The organism is Priestia sp. YIM B13490 (assembly GCF_042787735.1).
Classification (GTDB): Bacteria; Bacillota; Bacilli; order Bacillales; family Bacillaceae_H; genus Priestia; species Priestia megaterium.
In genome coordinates, this window is the sequence record NZ_JBHZOT010000003.1 from 230,881 (window position 1) to 252,845 (window position 21,965).

Here is a 21,965-nt window from a genome sequence, read left to right on the forward strand (position 1 = left end):
GCCCGTGCTGAGTATAGCTAAGGGAATTTAAAATGAAAAGAGATCAGTAGAGGCAGCTTGTTTCTGCTGATTCTTTTTGTATAATAAAGTAAACAAAAGGATGCAGCGACATGTATCGAAGGAAGGAGTTACGCGGAATGAATGTACTGCTAGCAGAAGATGATTTGCAGCTAGGTGAATTAGTTAGTTATATGCTAAAGAAAAAAGGAGGCTATAACGTCGAATGGGTGACGGAAGGGAATGATGCATATGATTATGCATCTGAAGCGCATTATGATGTGTTAATTCTTGACTGGATGATGCCCAATGGAGACGGAATCGATGTATGTAAACGTCTAAGAAAAGAAGGATACGCCGGAGCTATTCTTATGTTAACAGCAAAAGATGCGGTTCAAGATCGTATACAAGGTTTAGATGCGGGAGCGGATGATTACGTTATTAAGCCATTTGAAATTGACGAGCTGCTTGCAAGGCTTCGTGCTTTGTCTCGTCGTAATTATGCACCGATTTTAGAAGAAGAAGTAGAGATTGCCAGCATGATATTAAAAAGAGCAAGTCAAACCGTACAGTTTGACGAGGAGTTTATTCAATTAAGTCCTCGTGAATTTCAACTTCTAGATTTTTTAGTGAAAAACAAAGGACAAGTTCTTTCTCGAGATATTATTTTAGACCGGGTATGGGGATATGAATCAGATGTTTCAATTAAAACGATTGATGCGACGGTTAAACTTTTGCGAAAAAAACTAGAGAAATTTAACAAACAGGATCTTATTCAAAGCATTCGCGGAGTAGGCTACAAAATTGAAAGCTAAACTCCTTACAAGAGCTAAACAGAAAGTAAAACAAAAAGTAAAGCAAGATTTATTCAGCCAGACGCAAAATCGTTTAACATTCCGATATAGCGCATTACTAATGCTGTTTTTGCTATTATTCGTGTTTATTGTTTATGCATTGGTATATGTGGTTGTATCCAACAGTCAGCAACAAAACTTAAATAGCATGCTAAAGCAAGAGTCCCGAATTGTCCAAAGCATCTTAATTAAACAAGCGATAAACAGCTCGAATCAACAGTCAAAAGAAGAGTACAAAAACATTGTCGTAGCCGGTGAAGATCAATTTTTTTATTACGTAATCAGTCCTGAAGGGGACCTTATTATGGGAAACGAAGCGAGCGAGCGGCTTCGCTCTAACTTATTAAATTTAATTGATGGCTGGATCCCTATTGAAAATGAAGTGAGGAAAGAACGAATAAAAGCCCCGCGCCCTAGTTTCGAACATATTGAAGGAGTAAAAGGGCAAAACGGGGAAGGCAAAATAGATATTGATTTGATGATGGCGGGTGAACCTATTTTTTATAAAGGTCAATTTTTAGGGATGCTTTATATTGGAAAAGACGTTTCATTTCTTTATCAGCTGTTAAAGTGGCTCCTTATTATTATGCTGAGCCTTACCGTACTGTTTGTAGGAGTAGCCATTTATATCAGCCGCTTAATGTCAAAACGGGCCATGGTCCCAATTGAAACAGCTTTTCAAAAGCAAAAAGAGTTTGTGGCGGATGCATCCCATGAGTTAAGAACGCCGCTTAGCGTTATGCTTTCTTCTATCAATGCTTTAGAAATGCAGGAGGAAGTAACAGAAGATCCTTTTTCTAAAAAATTAATCAATAATATGAAAGCTGAAGTGAAGCGCATGACGAGTCTCGTCAGTGATTTGCTTACGCTTGCACGTTCAGACTCTAATAAAGTAGAAAAAGCAATGATGCCCTTTGATATTACAGATGCGGTGCAAAAGGTAATGGAATCCGTTGAAACTCTAGCGGTTTCTAAACATATTGATTTGCAGCTGGATACACCGGAAAAATTAGTGGTAACTGGAGATCAAGAGCGTCTAACTCAGCTGATTTACATTTTGTTAGATAATGCGATTAAATATACGACTCCTCATGGAAATGTCAACATTCAAGTAGTTCAGCATGGAAGTGAATGTATATTAAAAGTACGTGATACGGGCGTTGGGATTCATCCAGATGAAAAGGATCGAATCTTTGACCGCTTTTATCGTGCTGACAAATCGCGATCTCGTCAAATGGGAGGTCATGGGCTAGGCTTAGCAATCGCTAAATGGATCGTAGAAACACATAAAGGGAAAATTGACGTAGAAAGTGAACAAGAAAAAGGAAGTACATTTACAGTAAGGTTGCCAATGTCACAAAAAGTGAAAAAGAGTTAAAAGAGGCTGTGACAAAATTAGTTGAAGGAAGATCCGAACGAGTTTGATTCTTGATGAGGAATCAAACTTGTTCGGTTTTTTTATGTTTAGGGTGAACGTAGATTTCATGTATATAGTTGCTTCTAGCTGTTGATTGGTAGGCAAGGCGAAGACTCCTGCGGGAAAAGCGAAATAGGAGGTGAGAGCCCGCAGAAACGAAAGGCTTGCACGGAAATCAACAGCAGTGTCACAAGCGATCTATACTTGTCCCTTTATCCAATTTGTTCGTCCATTCATTTATTTATGTCTCAATCTCTTTTTAGTTAGTGAAAGTGACCAAATAAAAAAGAAAAGTTTAGACAAAATAGCGAGTGTAAAAATCAGATGATTCAGTTATATTTACTAGCGTAATAACCAGTCTATGTGTCAGGTTTCTTTACAAGGAGAAAGACTTTTTGAAGGAAACAATGCATGATAGAACAATAGCAGACTGCTTCGTTTAATAAGAAAATGGAGTAGTTAAATAAAGGGGAGTTTGATAACATGTACGATTTAATTATTCGGGATGGTTCGGTCGTATTAGAAGACGAAATAGTAAAAGCGGATATAGGGATTAAAAAAGGAAAGATTGCAGAAATAGCGCAAGATGTTAGCATACCAGCAAAAAAATACGTAGATGCTAAAGGCAAATATGTTCTGCCTGGAATGATTGATATTCACGTGCATTTTGATGAACCGAGCCGAGACCATTGGGAAGGGTTTGACTACGGTTCAGCATCTATGGCCGCAGGAGGCTGCACTACATATTTTGATATGCCTTTAAACGGCGTTCCTCCTACCGTAACAGAAGCAGCTCTGTGGGAAAAGAAAAAGCTGGCTGATCAAAAGTCAGTAGTAGATTATGGTCTATGGGGAGGGTTGGTTCCTGGTAATAAAGGAGAATTAGCCAAAATGGCTCATTCGGGTGTAATAGGTTTTAAAGCATTTATGTCAGAAGCCGGTTCTGAATTTGATTTCTCAGATGACCTCACATTATATGAAGGAATGAAAGAGATTGCAAAACTAAATAAAGTGCTTGCCCTGCATGCTGAAAGAAATGACTTAATACAAAAGCTTGAACAGGCTAAACAGAAGCAAAAGCAAACTGCTATTAAAGATTATTTAGAAACGCGACCGATTGTAGCAGAAGTAAACGCAGTAAAGCAAGCGCTTGAGTACGGTGAAGAAACGGGATGTCCGCTTCACTTTGTACACATTAGCAGCTCTGAAGCAGTGCAGCTTATTACGGAAGCAAAGAAGAATGGAATGAACGTTACGCTTGAAACTTGTCCGCATTATTTACTTTTTACAGAGGAAGACTTTGAAGAAATTGGCGTAACGGCTAAGTGTGCACCTCCTCTTCGCAGTAGGAGTCAAAAAGAAAAATTATGGGCTTGTATTCAATCAGAGGAAGTAGATATGATTTCTTCGGATCATTCTCCTTGTCCGATTGAGTTAAAAACAGCTCATCAGAATGATTTATTTAAAGTTTGGGGTGGAATATCAGGCGGTCAGTACTCTTTGCAAGCAATGATTAGTGAGGGAGCCATCACTAGAGGGATTTCTCTTCCTCACATTTCAAAGCTTGTATCAACGAATCCAGCTAAACGATTCGGTTTATACCCTAAAAAAGGAAGCATCTTGCTGGGATCAGATGCGGATTTGGTTATCGTTGATCTGGATCAAACTGAAAAAGTGACAAAAGAAGGAATGGTTTTCAAACATAAGCACAGTATATATGAAGGAACGGTATTTAATAGCGTTATTTTAACTACCATTAATAGAGGAACGATTGTATACAATAAAGAAGAAGGTGTGTTTCCTCTTCACAAAGGACAAATGGTAAACGGTGAATACGTAAAATTGTAGGTACAGTGAAAAAAGAGATAAAAAATAAACCTTTTATCTCTTTTTTTACATAAAAAAATGAGGATGACTTATATTAAAGGTAATACATAGGGGGAAAATGAGTATCTACTATAACAAAACAGATATTTTTAAAGAGGTTTTTATTATTCTGAAAAAGTATATTTTCGATTGAGGGAAGCATAATGAAAAAATAATAAAGTTTCTTTTTTAATATAGAGAAAAAATTCCCAAAAAGAAAAATATTATCTGGTTGTATGAAAAGTAGATAATCAGATGCTTTGTAATCAAGGGTTTTGTATAAAAAAATTTTCAAAAAGGTATTTCAAGAAAAGAAATCTTGATTTAAAGCTTTTTATAGGTACAATTTTATGATGGAAAACCGTATTTTATGCACTCATTGTAAAATTCTGATATTGACAGAATCATTTTATAAGAATAAAATTTTCTTGTTTCTATTTTTTTATATCATCATAATTTTTTGACAGTTTTGTCTATGGTGGTTTACGGTTGAAAGAGAGGTTAAGGAATATGTCGGTAGAGAGAGAAAAAGTGTATGAAACAGTTCCTCAAAAAGGATTCTTCGGACATCCTAAAGGGTTATTTACCTTGTTCTTTACAGAATTCTGGGAGCGTTTTTCATACTATGGAATGCGTGCGCTACTTGTATTGTACATGTACGATACAATTGCAAACGGTGGATTAGGAATGGAACAAGGAACCGCTTTAGCGATCTTTTCTATTTATGGTTCCCTTGTTTATATGTCTGGAATTATTGGCGGTTGGATTGCAGACCGCATTTTAGGTACGTCTAATACGGTGTTTTACGGTGGTATATTTATTATGCTCGGCCATCTAGTGCTTGCGTTGCCAGCAGGTGTAACCGCGCTGTTTATTTCAATGTTCTTAATTATTATCGGAACAGGTTTATTAAAACCAAACGTTTCAAGCGTTGTGGGCGATATGTATAGCCCTACTGATAACCGTCGAGATGCTGGATTTAGTATCTTCTATATGGGTGTAAATGCTGGAGCATTTATCGCGCCGCTAGTTGTTTCAACAGTAGGTGAAAAGTATAACTACCACTTAGGTTTTGGAATCGCGGCAGTAGGAATGCTTTTAGGTCTAATCGTATTTATGGCTACACGAGGCAAAAACCTAGGTCGTGCAGGCAGACAAGTTCCAAACCCTTTAAAACCAGAAGAACGTAAAAAAGTTTTTGGTACCATTGCACTTGCTGTAGTTGTACTGGCAATCTTTATTGTACTGACTTCTTTAGCGGGCATTTTAACTGTTGAAGGCGTTATTTTATTTGTAAGTATTTTAGCGATTGTTATTCCTATTATTTACTTTGTTGTTATGTATAAGAGCCCCAAGACAACAGCTGATGAGCGTTCACGCGTATTAGCGTACATTCCTCTTTTTATCTCTGGAGTAATGTTCTGGGCGATTCAAGAGCAGGGATCAACAATTTTAGCAACATATGCAAAAGATCATACGCAGCTAACGTATGGTGGTTTTAAAATTCCAGTTGGCTGGTTCCAATCGTTAAATCCGCTATTCATTATTATATTTGCGCCAGTTTTTGCAGCGGTTTGGGTAAAATTAGGAAACAGACAGCCTTCTACACCAAAGAAGTTTTCGTTAGGACTTTTATTTGCAGGGCTTTCTTTCCTTGTCATGGTTATCCCGGCTAGCATTCATGGAAATGAAACGTTAGCGAGCCCGCTATGGCTAGTGCTAAGCTTCTTCTTAGTTGTAGTTGGAGAGCTTTGTTTATCACCAGTAGGGCTATCAACTACAACAAAACTAGCACCTGCAGCGTTTTCTGCTCAGACGATGAGTTTATGGTTCCTAACAAGCGCAGCGGCGCAGGCAATCAATGCTCAGCTTGTTCAATACTATGAAAACATTTCGCAAGTTGTTTATTTTGCTGCATTGGGCGGAGTGTCGGTCATTTTAGGTGTAATTGTGCTAATGATTTCGCCAAAAATTCAGCGTTTAATGAAAGGTGTTCAATAAGAAAAACCGTCCTTAAGGACGGTTTTTTTATGATTTATTTGAAAAAATATTCATGAAGGAGGCGTAGGTCTGATCGTCCTCACCCTCATAGAACGCAAGATTTAAAAGTCTGTTAAGTTCGTTTGTTGATTTTTCAGTTTCTGCAATAATTTGATGCATATGAGCAATTTTAGACATAGATCCGTTGCCATGAGCATTTTTGATTTGATTTAATGTTAAATGAAGCGATAAGACCTCTCGGCGAAGAGCTTGTCTTAATTCAAAGGAAGCAGGGATAAAAAAGCGTTTATAAAAATAACTCGCTTCTTCAAACACCAATTCTCCATTTTCTAGCTCTTTAGCCGCAATTTCTTTAATCTCTTGATCGTCTAATCGACTGGCCGCTTCTTCGATAAGAAATCCAAAAATAATAGCCGTATCTGGTTTTAACATACAATAACCTCCATTATTATAAAAAAGAACTATGTAGTTAATATGTATAGATAGAAAGGAAGAAATATTCATAGTAATTCATTAATCAGCATAGACAAAAAAATAAAAAATATTCTTTATAGGTAAACTAAAATTATTTCAAAATAAATTTTTTATAATTAAACATTTTTTCCATATTAAAGGATTATTTTGACTTTTAAGAAGAGATGAATAGAATAAAGAGGGTTCTTAGTACCTATATAAAAAGAAAATTGATAAAAGATATTAAATTCAGAAATTTCTACCGCTTTATAACTAAAAAATTGCTCTACTAAAATAGTTGACAGCAGAAATAGATAGGCATAAAATATACTATTGTCAAATGAATTAGCAAGCTATTCATAAAAAGTTAACGGACATTTGAATAATATGAGTAATATTCATATAAGGTATTTACTTAAATCTAACCAACTTGTATGCTTGTCATACAAGTCTACAGAAAGGAAGATAGTCGTATGCGCAACGTATTTTTTGCAGATAATGAAACAATTGAAACGACTTTACGTGGGAAAGAAATTTTAGGAGCTCCAATGCTAAACAAAGGAGTAGCTTTTACAAAAGAAGAGCGTAAAACGTTAGGATTAGAAGGTTTACTTCCTCCAATGACTTTAACTTTAGATGAGCAGGCAAAACGTGCATATGAGCAATTTTTAGCTCAGGCAGATAATCTTGGTAAGAATGTGTATTTAAACGATTTACAGAACCGTAATGCTGTATTATTCTATCGTTTATTGCAAGATCACTTAAAAGAAATGCTTCCAGTTGTTTATACACCAACAGTTGGACAAGCAATCCAAGAATACAGCCACGAATATCGCCGTCCGGGTGGCGTATACTTGTCAATCGATAATGTAGAAGGCATTGAAGAAGCTCTTAAAAATATCGATGCAAATAGTAAAGACATTGATTTAATGGTTATTACAGATTCAGAAAGTATTTTAGGAATTGGTGACTGGGGCGTTGGCGGTATTAATATTGCTATCGGTAAATTAGCCGTATACACAGCTGCAGCAGGAATCGATCCAAGCAGAGTACTTCCAGTTGTTCTTGATGTAGGAACAAACAACGAAAAATTATTAAATGATCCTTTATATATCGGAAACCGTCATGAACGTATCCGCGGTGAGCGCTATGATCATTTCGTAGATCAATTCATTTCAAAATCTCTTGAAATATTCCCTAATGCACTGTTACACTGGGAAGATTTCGGTAATGTAAATGCTCGTAACATTATTAACAAGTACGGAAAAGAAATTCTAACGTTTAATGATGATATCCAAGGAACAGGTGCTGTAACGCTTGCCGCTATTTTCTCAGCAGTTCAAGTGTCTAAAATGCCACTTCGTGACCACCGCGTTTTAATCTTTGGACCGGGTACAGCAGGTATCGGTATTGCAGATCAAGTTCGTGACGCAATGGTATTAGACGGTATTACAGAAGAAGAAGCATACAAAAACTTCTGGGCAGTTGATTTCCGTGGCCTTTTAACAGATGACATGGACGACTTATTAGGTTTCCAAACGCCTTATGCACGAAAAGCAGAAGAAGTGAAGGACTGGAACCGTGAAGAAGACAAAATTTCTCTTCTAGAAGTTGTCAGACAAGTGAAGCCAACAATCTTAATTGGTACGTCTGGTGTAGCAGGCGCGTTCTCAGAAGAAATCGTAAAAGAAATGGCGAAGCATGTAGAACGCCCAGCTATTTTACCAATGTCAAATCCAACTCCGCTTGCGGAAGCTACTCCTGAAAACCTATTAAATTGGACAGAAGGAAAAGCGCTTGTAGCGACTGGAAGTCCGTTTGAACCAGTTAACTACGATGGTGTGGAATATGAAATTGGTCAATCTAATAATGCTTTTGTTTTCCCTGGTCTTGGTCTTGGATCAATCGTGGTAAAAGCAGAAGTTATTACAGACAGCATGTTTGCAGCATGTGCACACGCTGTAGCTCAAATGGTAGACAGCAGCAAGCCGGGTGCTTCATTACTACCACGCGTAGAAGAATTACGTGAAGTATCCTATAACGTTGCTTTAGCGGTTGCTAACGCAGCAATTAAAGATGGCGTTGCAAAAGAAGTTCCAACAGATGTTAAAGCGGCAGTAAAAGCAGCAATGTGGGAACCAACATACAAAGAAATTAAAGCTTTAGAAACAGTAAATGCTTAATTTTTAGATAGAAAAAGCACAGCTTCTGAAAAAAGAAGCTGTGCTTTTTTTAGTTACAAAAAGAATTCTTAAGTTACATAACGTATATAGTTTTTTGGAATTTGTGTATGATTCTCTATATTAGAACCACAGGGGGTTATGAGATGAATACAGCACGTAAATTGGAAACGTTTACTCAAGATTCACAGCCTGAAAATAAGGGTTTTTGGAACCGAATCAACAATATTAAAGTAGGAGTTATTCCTCTGCCGCTATACGTTTTACTTGCATTAATTGTATATGGCGCGGCCGTTTACAACGAGCTTCCTCCAGATATGATTGGCGGATTTGCGATTATTATGGTAATGGGAATGCTGCTTGGTGATTTAGGATTAAAAATTCCGATTTTAAAAGATATTGGCGGACCAGCTATTTTATCACTGCTTGTACCTTCCGTATTAGTTTTTTATAATGTTTTAAATCCCGCATCTATGGAAGCGGTAACAACTTTGATGAAAACATCAAACTTTTTATACCTTTATATTTCTTGTTTAGTAGCCGGAAGTATTCTTGGTATGAACCGTAAAGTTTTAATTCAAGGCTTTACACGTATGTTCGTACCGCTTGTATTAGGTACGTTAGCCGCTGTAGCTGCAGGCGTAGCTGTTGGGATGTTATTTGGTTACGGAGCAAAACATACATTTTTCTATATTGTTGTACCAATTATTGGAGGAGGGATTGGTGAAGGTATTTTACCACTTTCACTTGCTTATTCTCAAATTTTAGGTAGTTCAGCAGAATCTTTTGTGTCGCAAATGATTCCAGCTGCTGTTATCGGAAACATCGTTGCTATCGTATGTGCTGGCTTAATGAAGCGTCTAGGAGAGAAAAAGCCAGAATTAACAGGTAATGGAGTTCTTGTGAAGACAAAAGGCGGAGATGGCATCTCAGAAGATACAAATATCAAGAAACCAGTAGATTTTTCGTTAATGGGCGCAGGTCTTTTAATTGCATGTAGTTTCTTTATTTTCGGGGGCTTAGCACATAAGTTTTTAGGAATTCCAGGTCCAGTTTTAATGATCGTAGCGGCAACGCTAGTCAAATGTTTACAAGTAATGCCTGCTAAGATGGAGCAAGGTGCTTACCATATGTACAAATTCATTTCTACGAGCTTAACATGGCCGTTAATGGTGGGGCTAGGGATTTTGTATATTCCTCTTGAAGATGTAGTGAAAATTGTTACACCAGGTTATGTGGTCGTATGTGCAGCAGTTGTTATTGCTATGGTAGCAACGGGTTATTTTGTAGGTAAAATGATGAAAATGCATCCAGTGGATGCTGCAATTGTAACAGGTTGTCACAGTGGTTTAGGAGGTACGGGAGACGTAGCGATTTTATCAGCTTCCAACCGTATGTCACTTATGCCATTTGCTCAAGTAGCAACAAGACTTGGAGGCGCTTCCACTGTTATTTTAGCTACGCTTCTTATGAAACTTTTAGGAGTATAAAATCAAAACAAAAAAGCAGCTCGGTTCGTATGAGCTGCTTTTTTGTCTTATGAAACGCTAACAGGTTTTAAGATAAATTCTTCCACAACTTTTGCCACACCGTCGTTCATGTTTGTATCTGTTACATGGTTGGCTTTTTCTTTAATATCTTCAGGAGCATTTCCCATTGCTACGCCAAGTCCTGCAAATTCAATCATGGCAAGATCATTATAACTGTCGCCAATGGCAATCACTTCATCGCGTGTAATGCCAAGCTGTTGAATTAATAAGTGGAGACTTGTCCCTTTTGTGACGCCTTCTTCTGTAAATTCAAGGAAGTATGGTTTAGAGCGCATTACGCTTAGCTCTCCTTGAAGCTGCTTTTGAAGTTTCTTTTCAACGTGAACCAGCATTTCCGGTTCTGCAAGCATGAGTACTTTTACAACAGGTTCTGTAACGGCATCAGTAAAAGATGAAACAACACGGATCGGCAGACCTGTAATGTCACTTTCAATATCCGTAAATTTATTTTCTACTTCGGTTATAATTTCATCTCCCACGTATGTATGAATTAAAACGCCTTCTTCGCGGCTAATATCGTCGAGACGTGCAACAGTTCTCGGAGACAATGTACTGCTAAATAGCTCTTCATTTGTTAGGCAATTAATGATTTTTGCCCCATTAAACGATAAAATAAAGCTTCCGTACTTTTCTAATTCGAGCTCTTTCGCAATGTGAACCATTCCGTAAGTTGGTCGTCCAGAAGCAAGTACAACTTTCACTCCCGATTCTTGCGCCTTCATTAATGCTTCTTTTGTGCGCGGAGAAATAGTGTGATCATCGCATAATAGTGTATCATCCAAATCTAAAACAATCATTTTGTAAGGCATATTTTTAAATTCCCTTCTTCTACTAGACTCATATCTTCATATGGTACTATAAAAAAACGTTTGATTCAATTTAATGATTTTTTGAAAAAATGAGAGGTATGCGTATACTTTGTTTGAACTCCTCGGAAGTAGATAAAACAATGAAAAACACGAACTAATAATCGATAATTTTGATTATTAGTTCGTGTTTTATTTCTGCTAAAATACTTTTATCTCAGCTTCTGGATTAGTAAGCAGCTAGAGTTTGATTAATTTTCTGCACATCTCCTTCATTGAATGCTTCTTTTAAGAGCGTATAAGATTGCTTTTTTTGTTCGAAATTCTGAATAGCGGTAAGTATGATAAATTCATCAATAGAAAATTCCTGTTTCAAAGCTTGAAGCTTTTGACGAATGGTTTCTTTTGTACCGTATATAACGTTTGCTTCTTTTTCTTCAATTCGATAGCTTTCTTTGGACTGCTGACCAAATTCTTCAGCTTTTTCTTTGGACCCTAATGTAGCGGACTTCCCATTTTGTAAGTATACTTTAAATATTTTTGTGCTGGATGCTAATGCTTTTGCTTCTTCTAAGGTATCCGCTACGATGACGGAAAGGGCAACGACAAGCGAGCGTGCGCGAGATGAAACGTGCTGATTATAGACAGAAATCGCTTCTTCCAGCACTTTTTGATCGCCATTAATAAATTGAGCAAATACATAAGGAAGGTTTAATGAACCCGCAAGCTCTGCGCTTGAAGCACTTGCTCCCAGTAAAAATATATCTGCCGATTTTTCGGGCCTTGGATAGGCTTTTAAACCGTAAAGAGGGTGATCTTCCGGCAGCGTATTGTTTAGGTATTGTTTAAGTTCTATCAGTTTGTCTGTTAAGGACTTAGTGGGCTGAGAGTTTTGTTGCAAGGCTTGAGTAGAATGAGGTAGTCCTCCTGGTGCTCTACCGATTCCAAGATCGATGCGATTTGGAGATAATGAGGCTAAAACATTAAAATTTTCTGCTACTTTATAAGGGCTGTAGTGCTGAAGCATAACACCACCTGAGCCGATACGGATATGATGCGTTTTAGCGAGCAGGTGAGAAATTAACACTTCAGGTGATGATCCTACAACATGTGCAGAGTCATGATGCTCCGCTACCCAAAAGCGGTGGTAGCCAAGTTCTTCTGCTAGCTGAGCTAATTGTATAGTATGCTGAAATGCATCTTCAGCACGCTCACCTTCACAACGTGGGCTTTGATCTAAAATACTTAATTTCACTGAAAACACTCCTTAAAGTTGATAAAAAAGGTAAGAATAATTGGGATTAATTTTAGCAAAGGATTTTCCAGATGAAAAGAGTTTTTTTAAAGAAAAATATTTTTTGAAAAATAAGTTGACTTTGCCATTTTGAGGCTATATAGTTGAATCATCAAACAGAAAAGCCGATAAAACAACTTGGATAAATAAGAATTAAGTGAGTATGTTTCAAAGACACTTCACTTCATTCTCCGGTTTTATCAAAGAAACAACAATTAAAGCTGATTGGTCTACCAAAGGCTCCTGAGGAAACTCCAGGAGCCTTTTTGCTATAAAAAGGAGGGGAAGAAAGTGAGCGATGTATGTATTTTATATAACGGAAGCTCTCATAATTATCAACAAATAGCCTTAGTGAAAGATGAGCTAGAAGCTTGCTTAACCTCAAAAGGAGTGCATGCAGAAACTATTTTGTATCATGATGTACACGCTTTGAAGCAGGAAGCGCAGAAGGAAGTAAAGGGATTTATTTCAAAATTGAACCAAGCTAAAAGTATTATCGTTCTGTTATCTGGAGTAAATGAAATATACGTACAGTCTTTTGACCGGCTAACAAAAATATTGCCAAAAGATTTATTGCATGAAAAAATACTTCTGCCAATTCTTATTGGTGAAAATGTGAATTCTTTACTAAAAGCTAAGTATGATTTAAAACTTTTAGCGTCTTTTTTAGGTAGGCCTTATTGGCTCAGCACTCTTTTTCTGCTGCATGAATACGTCTCTTTTACAGGCATCAACAATGCGAATGCCAAAAGTCGTTTAAAGGAAGCTGTGGATGAGCTGATTTATAAAGCCGATCTATCTCTTCAAACATTTATAAAATGAGGTGAAGAAAATGAGTGAATTATTTCGATTAGCAACCGTAGAAGATGCTGAAGAACTGTTGAATTTAACACTTCGAGCATACGAGCCGATTCGAGAGCTAGGAATTAAGTTTCCAGCCGCAACGGCAACGATTGAACTTGTAAAAGAAAACATTCAAAACAGCCGTTGCTACGTGCTGGAAAGTGATAAAAAAATCGTAGCTACGATTACAGCAAGAACGTATAAAGAAATAACGAACTGGCCTTTCTTATGGTGGTTTGCCGTAGATCCTTTGGTTAAAAAGAAAGGAGTAGGTTCTAAACTCTTAACATGGGTTGAAGAAACAATTATTCGGGATCAATTGGGGGAACCTGCCGTTACATTGGCTACTTCTGATCGACATCCGTGGTTGATTCCTATGTATGAAAGGAAAGGGTATGAACGTTTTTTTGAAGTCGATCAAGGAGAAGAAGGAAAAGGTGTATTCTTAAGGAAAATCTTACATCCTGAAAGATACGAGTTAGAAAAGCACAAGGAGTTACAAAAAGCTAATTAATCATTTAAAAGAAAAGAGGAAAAAACATGTCAGCAAAGATTTTATTATGGAATCGAAAAGGTTGTCATCATTGCGAGGAACTAAAAGCATATTTTCATGAGAAAGGATATCAATATGAAAGTATCGATGTAGAAGGAAAAGATTATTTGCGGGATTTACTTGAAATTAAATACGGTATTCGCCATGTACCGGTCGTTGAAATTGGAGACGAGGGGCAGTTTAAAGGAGTAATTGAAAAAGATTATGAACAAATAGAAAAATTGATTGAAGACTATTCACCAATTGTTAAATAGCTGGAACATCTATTTTATTCATTCATTAAAACAATAAATTATTTTGAGACATAGTGAGGGACAAAACACATGAAAAAACTACAGCTGACAGCTATCTTTTTATCACTTCTTTTATTACTAGCCGCTTGCGGAACACCAAATAAAGAAACAGCGGCTAACGCAAGCAAAGACAAAGTACAAAAAATTATTGTAGGAACAGGTACGCAATTTCCGAACATTTGCTTTCTTGACGATAAAGGAAATCTAACAGGGTATGACGTAGAACTTGTTAAAGAAATAGACAAACGTCTTCCAAACTATAAGTTCGAATTTAAGACAATGGATTTTTCTAATTTACTTTTGAGCTTAGAATCGAACAAAATTGATTTAGTAGCCCATCAGATGGAAGTAAATGAAGAGAGAAAACAAAAGTTCCTTTTTAACAAAGAACCTTATAATATCTTTCCGCTACATGTAGTTGTAAACGAAAAAAATACGTCTATTAAATCAATTAAAGATTTGAGCGGTAAAAAGGTAATTGTAGGAGCAACGAGTAATTCTGCTAACTTAATCGATAAGTATAACAAAGAACATGGAAATAAAATTAATATCGTCTATTCAGGCCAAGGATCTGATGATACAAAAACGCAGCTGAAAACAGGGCGTGCGGATGCCACAATTAGTACGCCGTTTGCAGTTGACTTTGTCAATAAACAAGCGGACGCAGAGCAAAAAGTTGTAGGGCCTGCTATTTCAAATTCAAAAGTATATTTTATGCTTCGCAAAGATGAAACAGGTTTACAAAAAGATGTGGATAAAGCGCTAAAAGAAATAAAAGAAGACGGAACATTGACAAAATTAAGTAAAAAATGGCTGGGAGAAGATTATACAAAAGCAGCTGGAAATAACTAAAGCACTTACTGTGACCCAAGCCTTGAACTTGGGTCCTTTCGCTACCTGTAGAGGGAAACAAAGGAGAGAAAAAGATGGGAAAAGCATTTGATATAGAGCTGATTTTCACCTCTATTCCTCAAGTATTATCTTATTTGCATATTACAATTTGGATTTTGATTGCATCACTTGTGATTGGCAGTACCTTGGGATTGTTTATTGCCCTGCCTCGTATTTATAAAGTACCGGTGTTAAGCCAAATAGCAGCAGTTTATATTTCTTTTATGAGGGGAACCCCTATTTTAATTCAATTATTTTTAGTTTTTTACGGGATACCTGCCCTTTTACAATTGATTCATATTGACGTTTCAAGAATGGCTCCGCTTGTATTTGTTATTATCACGTATTCACTGAGCACGGCGGCGTCTTTTTCTGAAATGATGCGCGGTGCCATTAATAGTGTAGATAAAGGGCAAACCGAAGCAGCTTATAGTATAGGAATGAGCGGAAAACAAACGTTCACTCGAATTGTGCTGCCGCAAGCTCTCGTTGTAGCCTTTCCTAACTTTGGAAATCTTGTGATTGGGTCCTTAAAAGATACATCTTTAGCCTTTACCATTGGTGTGATGGATATGATGGGAAGAGGAGATACCATTATCGCTGCAACGGCTCATGCAGTGGAGGTATATATCGCACTTGCCATTATTTATTATTTGGTGGCGATTATATTAGAGAAATTTTTTGTGAAATCAGAACAGAAGCTGCAAAAACATGATCAGCCTGTTCATGTATAAAACGAGCTTACTAAAAGAGGTGTAAACATGATTATTGATGTACCATTTATATGGACAGCATTTGTAGAAATTTTAAAGGCATTACCTTTAACGCTCCTTATTACCACCGGTCCGTTACTAGGCGGGGTGATTATTGGTATTGCTGTTGCGGCTGTGAGAATCAATTCAGTAAAAATAATAACGCCAATTGCCAACGTATACGTGTCATTTTTCCGAGGAACGCCTGCTATTCTTCATATTATGGTTATTTACCTAGGGTTCCCGTTATTTATTAATAAAGTATCGAGTTACTGTGGATGGGGCTTCAATGCAAACAGCATTCCTATTGTCGTATTTGTATTAATCGCTTTGTCTTTTACAGCGGGAGCTTATATGTCAGAGATTATTCGCTCTGGTTTGTTAGCTGTAGAAAAAGGACAAATTGAGGCCGCGTATGCCATTGGGATGAATCGTTTTCAATCAATGAAACGAATTGTTTTTCCACAGGCGTTTGCTTTGTCTTTACCGAATTTATGTAATATTTTCATCGGCTTTTTGCATACGTCTTCTATCGCATTCATCGTCTCGCAAAAAGAGCTAAACGGTGCTGCTAATATCGTAGCTTCCAATAATCTCAAGTTTTTAGAAGCCTATATTGCTGCTGCTCTTATTTATTGGATGCTGACGATGTTAATAGAGGGGATAACAGCGCTGCTTGAACGAAAATTAACGGTTTATAATCGAGGAGGAGTTGTATGATTGCATTAACAAATATAAAAAAAACATTTGGTGATAATACAGTATTGGACGGTATTGATTTAATTGTTAAAAAAGGCGACGTTGTGACCATTTTAGGACCGAGTGGTTCTGGAAAGACTACGTTTTTACGCTGCATTAATTTCTTAGAAAAAGCAGATGAAGGAGAAGTTTCGATTGATCAATTTACGGTTCAGTGCCAAAAGCCAAACCGCAAAGCCATTTTAACTCTTCGACAAAAAACAACGATGGTTTTTCAGCAATACAATTTGTTCAAACATAAAACCGTTATTGAAAATATTATGGAGGGGCTAGTTATTGTTCAAAAGCTGCCAAAGGAAGAAGCGAAACAACGCAGTTTAGACGTCCTTGAAAAAGTGGGGCTTGCTGAAAAAGCAAATGCTTATCCAAGTCAGTTATCAGGAGGTCAACAGCAGCGAGTGGGCATTGCTAGAGCGCTTGCTTTAAATCCTGAAGTCATTTTATTTGATGAGCCGACGTCTGCTTTGGACCCTGAACTGGTGGGTGAAGTACTGTCTGTTATTCGTAAAATTGCTGAAGAAGGAATTACAATGATCATTGTTACGCACGAAATGAGTTTTGCCCGTGAAGTTTCTAATCACGTGGTATTTATGGACGGAGGAAAGATTGTCGAACAAGGTCATCCTGAAGACATATTTTTAAATCCAAAAGAAGATCGAACAAAGCAATTTTTCAAGCGTATTAACCCAACGCATTCTCCTTACTCTTATATTTATGAAAAAACAATCTAATATTTTAATCGAAAACCAACTTGACTCATAGGAATAATAAGTATATGATGAAATCATCAAATTAAACAAACCGACTAGATCACTAGAGGTTCTTTGCACAATGTGTGACATTGTGCAAAGAACCTTTTATTTTTTACTAGACTTAAGGGAAGAAGGGTGAACGTAGTGAATAGAGGAGCATTAAAAGCTAAAACAAGTAAAAAACTTATTATAAAAGGGCAGGTTGTACCTGGAAGGCAGCAAGGAAGACACTTAGGGTTTCCAACAGCTAATATAGATACTCAGCATGAGGAATTAAAAAATGGCGTGTATGGTGTCCTCGTTCATCTGCGGGGACTTGAACATATAGGAGTTATGAATGTAGGAGTTAAGCCGACATTTGGATCGGAACTATCTAAAACATTTGAGGTTCATATTCTGGATTTTAACGACGTTATTTATGGAGAGACAGTTCAATGCGACGTGATCTTTCGGGTGAGAGGAGAGAAAAAATTCCCTTCTATTGAATTTTTAAAGCATCAAATTAAAGCTGATACGCTACAAGCAAAGGAAAGATTTCAACATATGGGCTATGTATCTAGTGAAGCTACAGCTTCCAAGCTAGGGCAAGCGAGATATTTAAATCTGCCTGATCTCCAGTTTTTTAATTGGTGCCACAGTCAATTCAGAGTCAATAAAGGGATTTACAATACAATTGATCAATGGTTTTATGACGAAGGAATTGAAAATATTCATCCTAGAAGAGTTCACGTTATCGCTTTTTTGCAATTTGCACAAGAAGGAAATGGAAGAAAGACAGAAAAAGAAGGAGTCCTTCGCTTTGGAGCAGGCGGTTTAACCAATCAATTACGAGAATTTATGAATGGGTATGAAAAAGGAGAATGGTAATATGACACATCAAAGACAATTAAAGCTAGGGGCTATTATTCATGGAGTCGGAGGTAATATGGGGGCGTGGAGACATTCTGAAATTTTGTCAGATGCCAGCGTTAATTTCGGTTTTTACAAGCAGCAGGCTCAAAAAGCGGAAGAAGGAAAATTTGATTTAGTGTTCATTGCCGATGGGTTATATATCAATGAAAAATCGCTTCCGCATTTTTTGAATCGTTTTGAACCTCTTACTATTCTATCAGCACTTGCTTCTGTCACTTCTCATATTGGTTTAGTCGGCACTCTATCGACTTCGTATAGCGAGCCGTTTACGGTGGCTAGACAATTCGCTTCACTTGATCATATTAGCAGCGGCCGAGCGGGATGGAATGTTGTAACATCTCCATTAGAAGGATCTGCGCTTAACTATGGAAAAGAGCACCCCACTCATGACAAACGCTATAGAATAGCTGAAGAGTTTCTAGAAGTAACAAAGGGATTATGGGATTCTTGGGAAGATGATGCATTTATTCGAAATAAAGAAACCGGACAATTTTTTGAGGAGAAAAAGCTGCACCGATTGCATCATAAAGGCGAATTTTTCTCTGTAGAAGGTCCGTTAAACATTGGGCGCTCAGCTCAGGGGCAGCCCGTAGTGTTTCAAGCAGGATCTTCTGAAAGCGGAAAAGATTTAGCAGCAAAAACAGCTGACGCAGTGTTTACGGGACAAGACAATTTAGAAGAAGCAAAAGCTTTTTACCAAGATGTAAAATTGAGAGCTGCAGCGCAAGGACGCAATGAAAACGAACTTTTAATTTTTCCGGGAATTGGTCCTATAATTGGTAGTACAAACGAAGAAGCCGAAAGAAAATATGAAGAACTTTCTCAATTGGTGACAATTGAACATGCGCTAAACTACTTAGGACGCTTTTTCGATCATTTTGATTTTTCACAGTTTCCATTAGATGATGCATTTCCTGACTTGGGGGATATAGGGAATAATAGTTTCCGCAGTACAACCGACAAAATTAAAGAAAACGCCAAAAAATATAAGTGGACACTGCGAGAAGCAGCGCTGCGAATTGCTACACCTAAAACACAATTTATTGGGACGCCAGAGCATATCGCTAATTTGATGGAACAGTGGTTCGAAGAAAAAGGAGCTGACGGCTTTATTATTCATTCAAGCGTTCCGCATGGCTTAGATGACTTTGTTGAACATGTTGTACCGATACTGCAAGAAAGAGGCCTGTATCGTACAGAATACGAAGGGAGTACGTTAAGAAGTAACTTGCAGTTGAATGTTCCTAAAAATCGCTACACACAGGTAAAAGTTAACTGAAGTGCATTCAAAGAGACTCGAAGGAGTCTCTTTTTTAATATTTTTAATATTAAAAATATGGTAAAATTCTTTTTGTAGGTTATTCGTTTCAGTTCATAAGGCCTAAAGGGTTTTGAATACCCGGAAAGGAGTCAAATGGAAAAAAGACATAAAAGTAAGAAGAAGCGTATGATCATTTCGGTATCTTTATCCGTTTTTTTAGTCGGGGGAGGAGCGACAGGATGGATATTGTACCAAAACGGAAAAATTCCTTTTTTATCACAGCAAAGTATAAAGGCAAGTGCCATTAAAGTGGATCAACAAAAAGTTGATAAGCTGGAAAGCAGCGATCAGCAGGCAAAAGACTTTATTGCTGAACATCATGACGTACTAAATGATTTGACGGGGTGGAGTGCCATTGAGCATCCAGACTGGCCTGCCGTACAAGAAGAAGCCACAGCCATTAATAATACAATTGGCACGATTGAAGTAAAAGATTCTGTTTTAAAGAAAGACTTTCAGCATATGGAGAAGCTCGCTGGACAGCTAGAGCAGACGAAAGATCAAGCACTGTTAAAAAAGCTTCATCGTTATTTTCATGACTTAGATGTTGTGATCAATGAAGACGATGGATCAAATACATATTTTGATGTTACCAGCTATGGTAAATCAGTTGTAAAGACTTCTAAATGAGTCATAGTAAAAAGCTTTATACATAAAAGTAGTTTTATATAACAAACGTCTTCGCTTATTCATGCATATGCTACGGATAAGGAGGAGACAGGTTATATGAAAAAAATTTATTTAGATGCAGGTCACGGAGGGGCAGATCTAGGGGCTGTCGCCAGCGGGTTATATGAAAAAGACTTAGTGTTAGCTGTTCAACAGTACATCATCTCTTTTCTTTCTACTCACTATGAAGGATTTTCTCTTTGTACAACGCGTACAACCGATGTGTTTTTGTCATTAAATGAACGGGTCAACAAAGCCAATGCGTGGGGTGCTGATGTATACTTATCTATTCATATAAATTTAGGCGGCGAAACGGGATATGAAGATTTTATTTATAGCAAAAATATAAATAACCAAACCATTGTGTTACGAAACGATATTCACGATCATGTGAAATTTGTTCTCACTAAATACAATCACTTTAACCGAGGCAGGAAATTGGCTAATCATAGTGTGTTAAGACGTTCCTATATGCCGTCTGTACTAACTGAAATCGGGTTTATTGATACAGAACACGATGCAAAGCTCTTAAAAAATCCTCAATTTCTAAAAGATATGGGGGTGGCATATGCACAAGGGATTGCGCAGTTTTTAAACTTGGAGTCTAAATCTACAAATTCTGTGGGAGATTCTGACGAGGAAGGTTTTCTAAAGCCTACTTTTTTATATAAACCTTTATGGATAAAAACAACCGAGGATACGGAGACGTATAAGGATGCAAATATGTCAGAGAGAACAGGTTATTTAAAAAAGAATACCTTCTTTCAAGTTTATGGTGAAACACGTGCAGCCTGGGTGATGGATGGACAACATTTTATTGAAAAAAAAGATACAATCATTGAAGGAGAAACCATCACAACTGCGGAATTAACAAAAGAGAATATGGAAACATTAAAAGTGTTTGTGACAAAAGAGAAATTAGAAACAGCCGTAACCTTTTCCAAAGAAGGAGCCGCGGCAGCCATCATTACCCTTCGCGATAAAAAAATACTGAATGTAAAAGCATTTTTAGATAGAGAAAATTGGTGGTACAAAGCTGAACGGATAAAAAAATAGTGAAAAAACCTGCTTGTTTTTTGAAGCTTTCACCCTAGTAATTTTACTTATTTTTGATAGAATATAAAGAGCTGAATCGTAAAGATGCATAAAGGTGTGATGGAAATGGAAGAGCAACAAGAAGCGATTGATTTAACAAAAATATATGTATATGAGGAGTTTCCGGATAAAGTTGCAGGCAGATGCGATAACTGTGGACATGTGAAATTTAAAAGCTTAGTAAAAGACTTTATTTTTATCCGTACATGCGCAAAGTGCGGCATGAAAAAAAGCATTTAAATCCCTACTTCTTTATAAAAAACGCTCTTTTCTGAAATGAAAAGAGCGTTTTTTCTCTATTTAACGTATAAATGATCGCTAAGCTGCTCTGAAATAGTCTCTACATCTTCTTGTACATGTTTTTGTTTTTTCATCATTTCTAGTAGGATTTCTTCAAGATTCTGTGAATGGTTTTGCTTATCTTTTGGTTTATGTAAGTACTTTGCAATTTGATGCATATTATTGCTTAGCCGGCTTAGTTCAGACTCAATCTTTCGCAGGTTAACCAATAGTTCCACACCTGCTTCTTTGCCGATTAAAGGAGGCTTAACTTTTCCATCCATAATAAATTTTCGAATGAGAGACGTTCGTTTTAAATTATAGTGTTCAATAAGTTCCTCTAATTTTTCTTTTTCTTCTTCATTCAACTTAATTGCTGGAATGCTGTGTCCTCTCATAAGGTATCTCCTTTCAAGAGCAGTTCTTGC

Annotated in this window: 22 protein-coding genes; 18 read left to right on the forward strand and 4 right to left on the reverse strand. The window is 37.1% G+C overall.

Going from position 1 to position 21,965, the window contains the following annotated elements; translation table 11 throughout:
• The first annotated feature begins 137 nt into the window (after positions 1–137).
• The 4 genes from ACFX4R_RS11060 (at position 138) to ACFX4R_RS11075 (ending at position 6,135) form a co-directional block, all read left to right on the forward strand.
• On the forward strand, positions 138–812 hold the full coding sequence (locus tag ACFX4R_RS11060) for a response regulator transcription factor (RefSeq protein ID WP_013056756.1): 675 nt from the start codon (positions 138–140) through the stop codon (positions 810–812).
• The gene (locus tag ACFX4R_RS11065; protein WP_043982080.1) at positions 802–2,229 is read left to right on the forward strand and encodes a sensor histidine kinase; all 1,428 of its coding nucleotides are present in this window, start codon (positions 802–804) and stop codon (positions 2,227–2,229) included. Before ACFX4R_RS11060 ends, ACFX4R_RS11065 begins: the two co-directional genes overlap by 11 nt.
• A 522-nt stretch (positions 2,230–2,751) precedes the next feature.
• Positions 2,752–4,116 (forward strand): allantoinase, encoded by a 1,365-nt coding sequence (locus ACFX4R_RS11070; RefSeq protein WP_377569563.1) that lies wholly within the window; start codon positions 2,752–2,754, stop codon positions 4,114–4,116.
• 528 nt (positions 4,117–4,644) lie between these two features.
• Positions 4,645–6,135, forward strand: coding sequence for a peptide MFS transporter (locus tag ACFX4R_RS11075; RefSeq protein ID WP_016763874.1), 1,491 nt, complete (start codon positions 4,645–4,647; stop codon positions 6,133–6,135).
• Positions 6,136–6,162: 27 nt separating this feature from the next.
• Here ACFX4R_RS11075 and ACFX4R_RS11080 read toward each other — a convergent pair whose 3' ends face one another.
• Entirely contained in the window at positions 6,163–6,567 is a 405-nt protein-coding gene (locus ACFX4R_RS11080) for a hypothetical protein (RefSeq protein ID WP_340447550.1), read from the reverse strand.
• 494 nt (positions 6,568–7,061) lie between these two features.
• Here ACFX4R_RS11080 and ACFX4R_RS11085 point away from each other — a divergent pair, with 494 nt between their 5' ends.
• The gene (locus ACFX4R_RS11085) at positions 7,062–8,771 is read left to right on the forward strand and encodes an NAD-dependent malic enzyme (protein ID WP_043982083.1); all 1,710 of its coding nucleotides are present in this window, start codon (positions 7,062–7,064) and stop codon (positions 8,769–8,771) included.
• Between the two features lie 143 nt (positions 8,772–8,914).
• Complete coding sequence (locus ACFX4R_RS11090) at positions 8,915–10,258, forward strand: 2-hydroxycarboxylate transporter family protein (protein WP_013082898.1); 1,344 nt, start codon at positions 8,915–8,917, stop codon at positions 10,256–10,258.
• A gap of 47 nt (positions 10,259–10,305) precedes the next feature.
• On the opposite strand, the gene ACFX4R_RS11095 is transcribed toward ACFX4R_RS11090, so the two are convergent.
• The gene (locus tag ACFX4R_RS11095) at positions 10,306–11,127 is read right to left on the reverse strand and encodes a Cof-type HAD-IIB family hydrolase (protein ID WP_013082899.1); all 822 of its coding nucleotides are present in this window, start codon (positions 11,125–11,127) and stop codon (positions 10,306–10,308) included.
• Between the two features lie 226 nt (positions 11,128–11,353).
• A complete protein-coding gene (locus ACFX4R_RS11100; protein ID WP_162214116.1) occupies positions 11,354–12,379 on the reverse strand; it encodes an LLM class flavin-dependent oxidoreductase in 1,026 nt (341 codons plus the stop codon).
• A gap of 330 nt (positions 12,380–12,709) precedes the next feature.
• Here ACFX4R_RS11100 and ACFX4R_RS11105 point away from each other — a divergent pair, with 330 nt between their 5' ends.
• The 12 genes from ACFX4R_RS11105 (at position 12,710) to ACFX4R_RS11160 (ending at position 21,498) form a co-directional block, all read left to right on the forward strand.
• The gene (locus ACFX4R_RS11105; RefSeq protein WP_162214117.1) at positions 12,710–13,240 is read left to right on the forward strand and encodes a hypothetical protein; all 531 of its coding nucleotides are present in this window, start codon (positions 12,710–12,712) and stop codon (positions 13,238–13,240) included.
• A gap of 10 nt (positions 13,241–13,250) precedes the next feature.
• Positions 13,251–13,775: a GNAT family N-acetyltransferase gene (locus tag ACFX4R_RS11110; RefSeq protein WP_013056766.1), complete on the forward strand. Its 525-nt coding sequence runs from the start codon at positions 13,251–13,253 to the stop codon at positions 13,773–13,775.
• A gap of 26 nt (positions 13,776–13,801) precedes the next feature.
• Complete coding sequence (locus tag ACFX4R_RS11115; RefSeq protein ID WP_043982088.1) at positions 13,802–14,068, forward strand: glutaredoxin family protein; 267 nt, start codon at positions 13,802–13,804, stop codon at positions 14,066–14,068.
• Between the two features lie 69 nt (positions 14,069–14,137).
• Complete coding sequence (locus tag ACFX4R_RS11120) at positions 14,138–14,959, forward strand: amino acid ABC transporter substrate-binding protein (RefSeq protein WP_043982089.1); 822 nt, start codon at positions 14,138–14,140, stop codon at positions 14,957–14,959.
• A gap of 74 nt (positions 14,960–15,033) precedes the next feature.
• Positions 15,034–15,732 carry an amino acid ABC transporter permease gene (locus ACFX4R_RS11125; protein WP_043982091.1) on the forward strand — a complete coding sequence of 233 codons (699 nt, stop codon included), beginning with the start codon at positions 15,034–15,036 and terminating at the stop codon, positions 15,730–15,732.
• A gap of 27 nt (positions 15,733–15,759) precedes the next feature.
• Positions 15,760–16,470 carry an amino acid ABC transporter permease gene (locus tag ACFX4R_RS11130; protein ID WP_043982092.1) on the forward strand — a complete coding sequence of 237 codons (711 nt, stop codon included), beginning with the start codon at positions 15,760–15,762 and terminating at the stop codon, positions 16,468–16,470.
• Complete coding sequence (locus ACFX4R_RS11135; protein WP_377569566.1) at positions 16,467–17,240, forward strand: amino acid ABC transporter ATP-binding protein; 774 nt, start codon at positions 16,467–16,469, stop codon at positions 17,238–17,240. Before ACFX4R_RS11130 ends, ACFX4R_RS11135 begins: the two co-directional genes overlap by 4 nt.
• 165 nt (positions 17,241–17,405) lie before the next feature.
• Positions 17,406–18,128 carry a riboflavin kinase gene (locus tag ACFX4R_RS11140; protein WP_043982631.1) on the forward strand — a complete coding sequence of 241 codons (723 nt, stop codon included), beginning with the start codon at positions 17,406–17,408 and terminating at the stop codon, positions 18,126–18,128.
• A 1-nt stretch (position 18,129) separates the two neighbouring features.
• The gene (locus ACFX4R_RS11145) at positions 18,130–19,452 is read left to right on the forward strand and encodes an LLM class flavin-dependent oxidoreductase (RefSeq protein WP_043982094.1); all 1,323 of its coding nucleotides are present in this window, start codon (positions 18,130–18,132) and stop codon (positions 19,450–19,452) included.
• 135 nt (positions 19,453–19,587) lie between these two features.
• The gene (locus ACFX4R_RS11150; RefSeq protein ID WP_043982096.1) at positions 19,588–20,124 is read left to right on the forward strand and encodes a hypothetical protein; all 537 of its coding nucleotides are present in this window, start codon (positions 19,588–19,590) and stop codon (positions 20,122–20,124) included.
• Positions 20,125–20,220: 96 nt separating this feature from the next.
• Positions 20,221–21,219 (forward strand): N-acetylmuramoyl-L-alanine amidase family protein, encoded by a 999-nt coding sequence (locus tag ACFX4R_RS11155; protein ID WP_043982098.1) that lies wholly within the window; start codon positions 20,221–20,223, stop codon positions 21,217–21,219.
• Positions 21,220–21,303: 84 nt separating this feature from the next.
• Positions 21,304–21,498, forward strand: coding sequence for a DUF8096 family protein (locus tag ACFX4R_RS11160; protein ID WP_043982100.1), 195 nt, complete (start codon positions 21,304–21,306; stop codon positions 21,496–21,498).
• A gap of 56 nt (positions 21,499–21,554) precedes the next feature.
• Here ACFX4R_RS11160 and ACFX4R_RS11165 read toward each other — a convergent pair whose 3' ends face one another.
• Complete coding sequence (locus ACFX4R_RS11165) at positions 21,555–21,935, reverse strand: plasmid mobilization protein (protein WP_013056777.1); 381 nt, start codon at positions 21,933–21,935, stop codon at positions 21,555–21,557.
• Positions 21,936–21,965 lie beyond the last annotated feature (30 nt).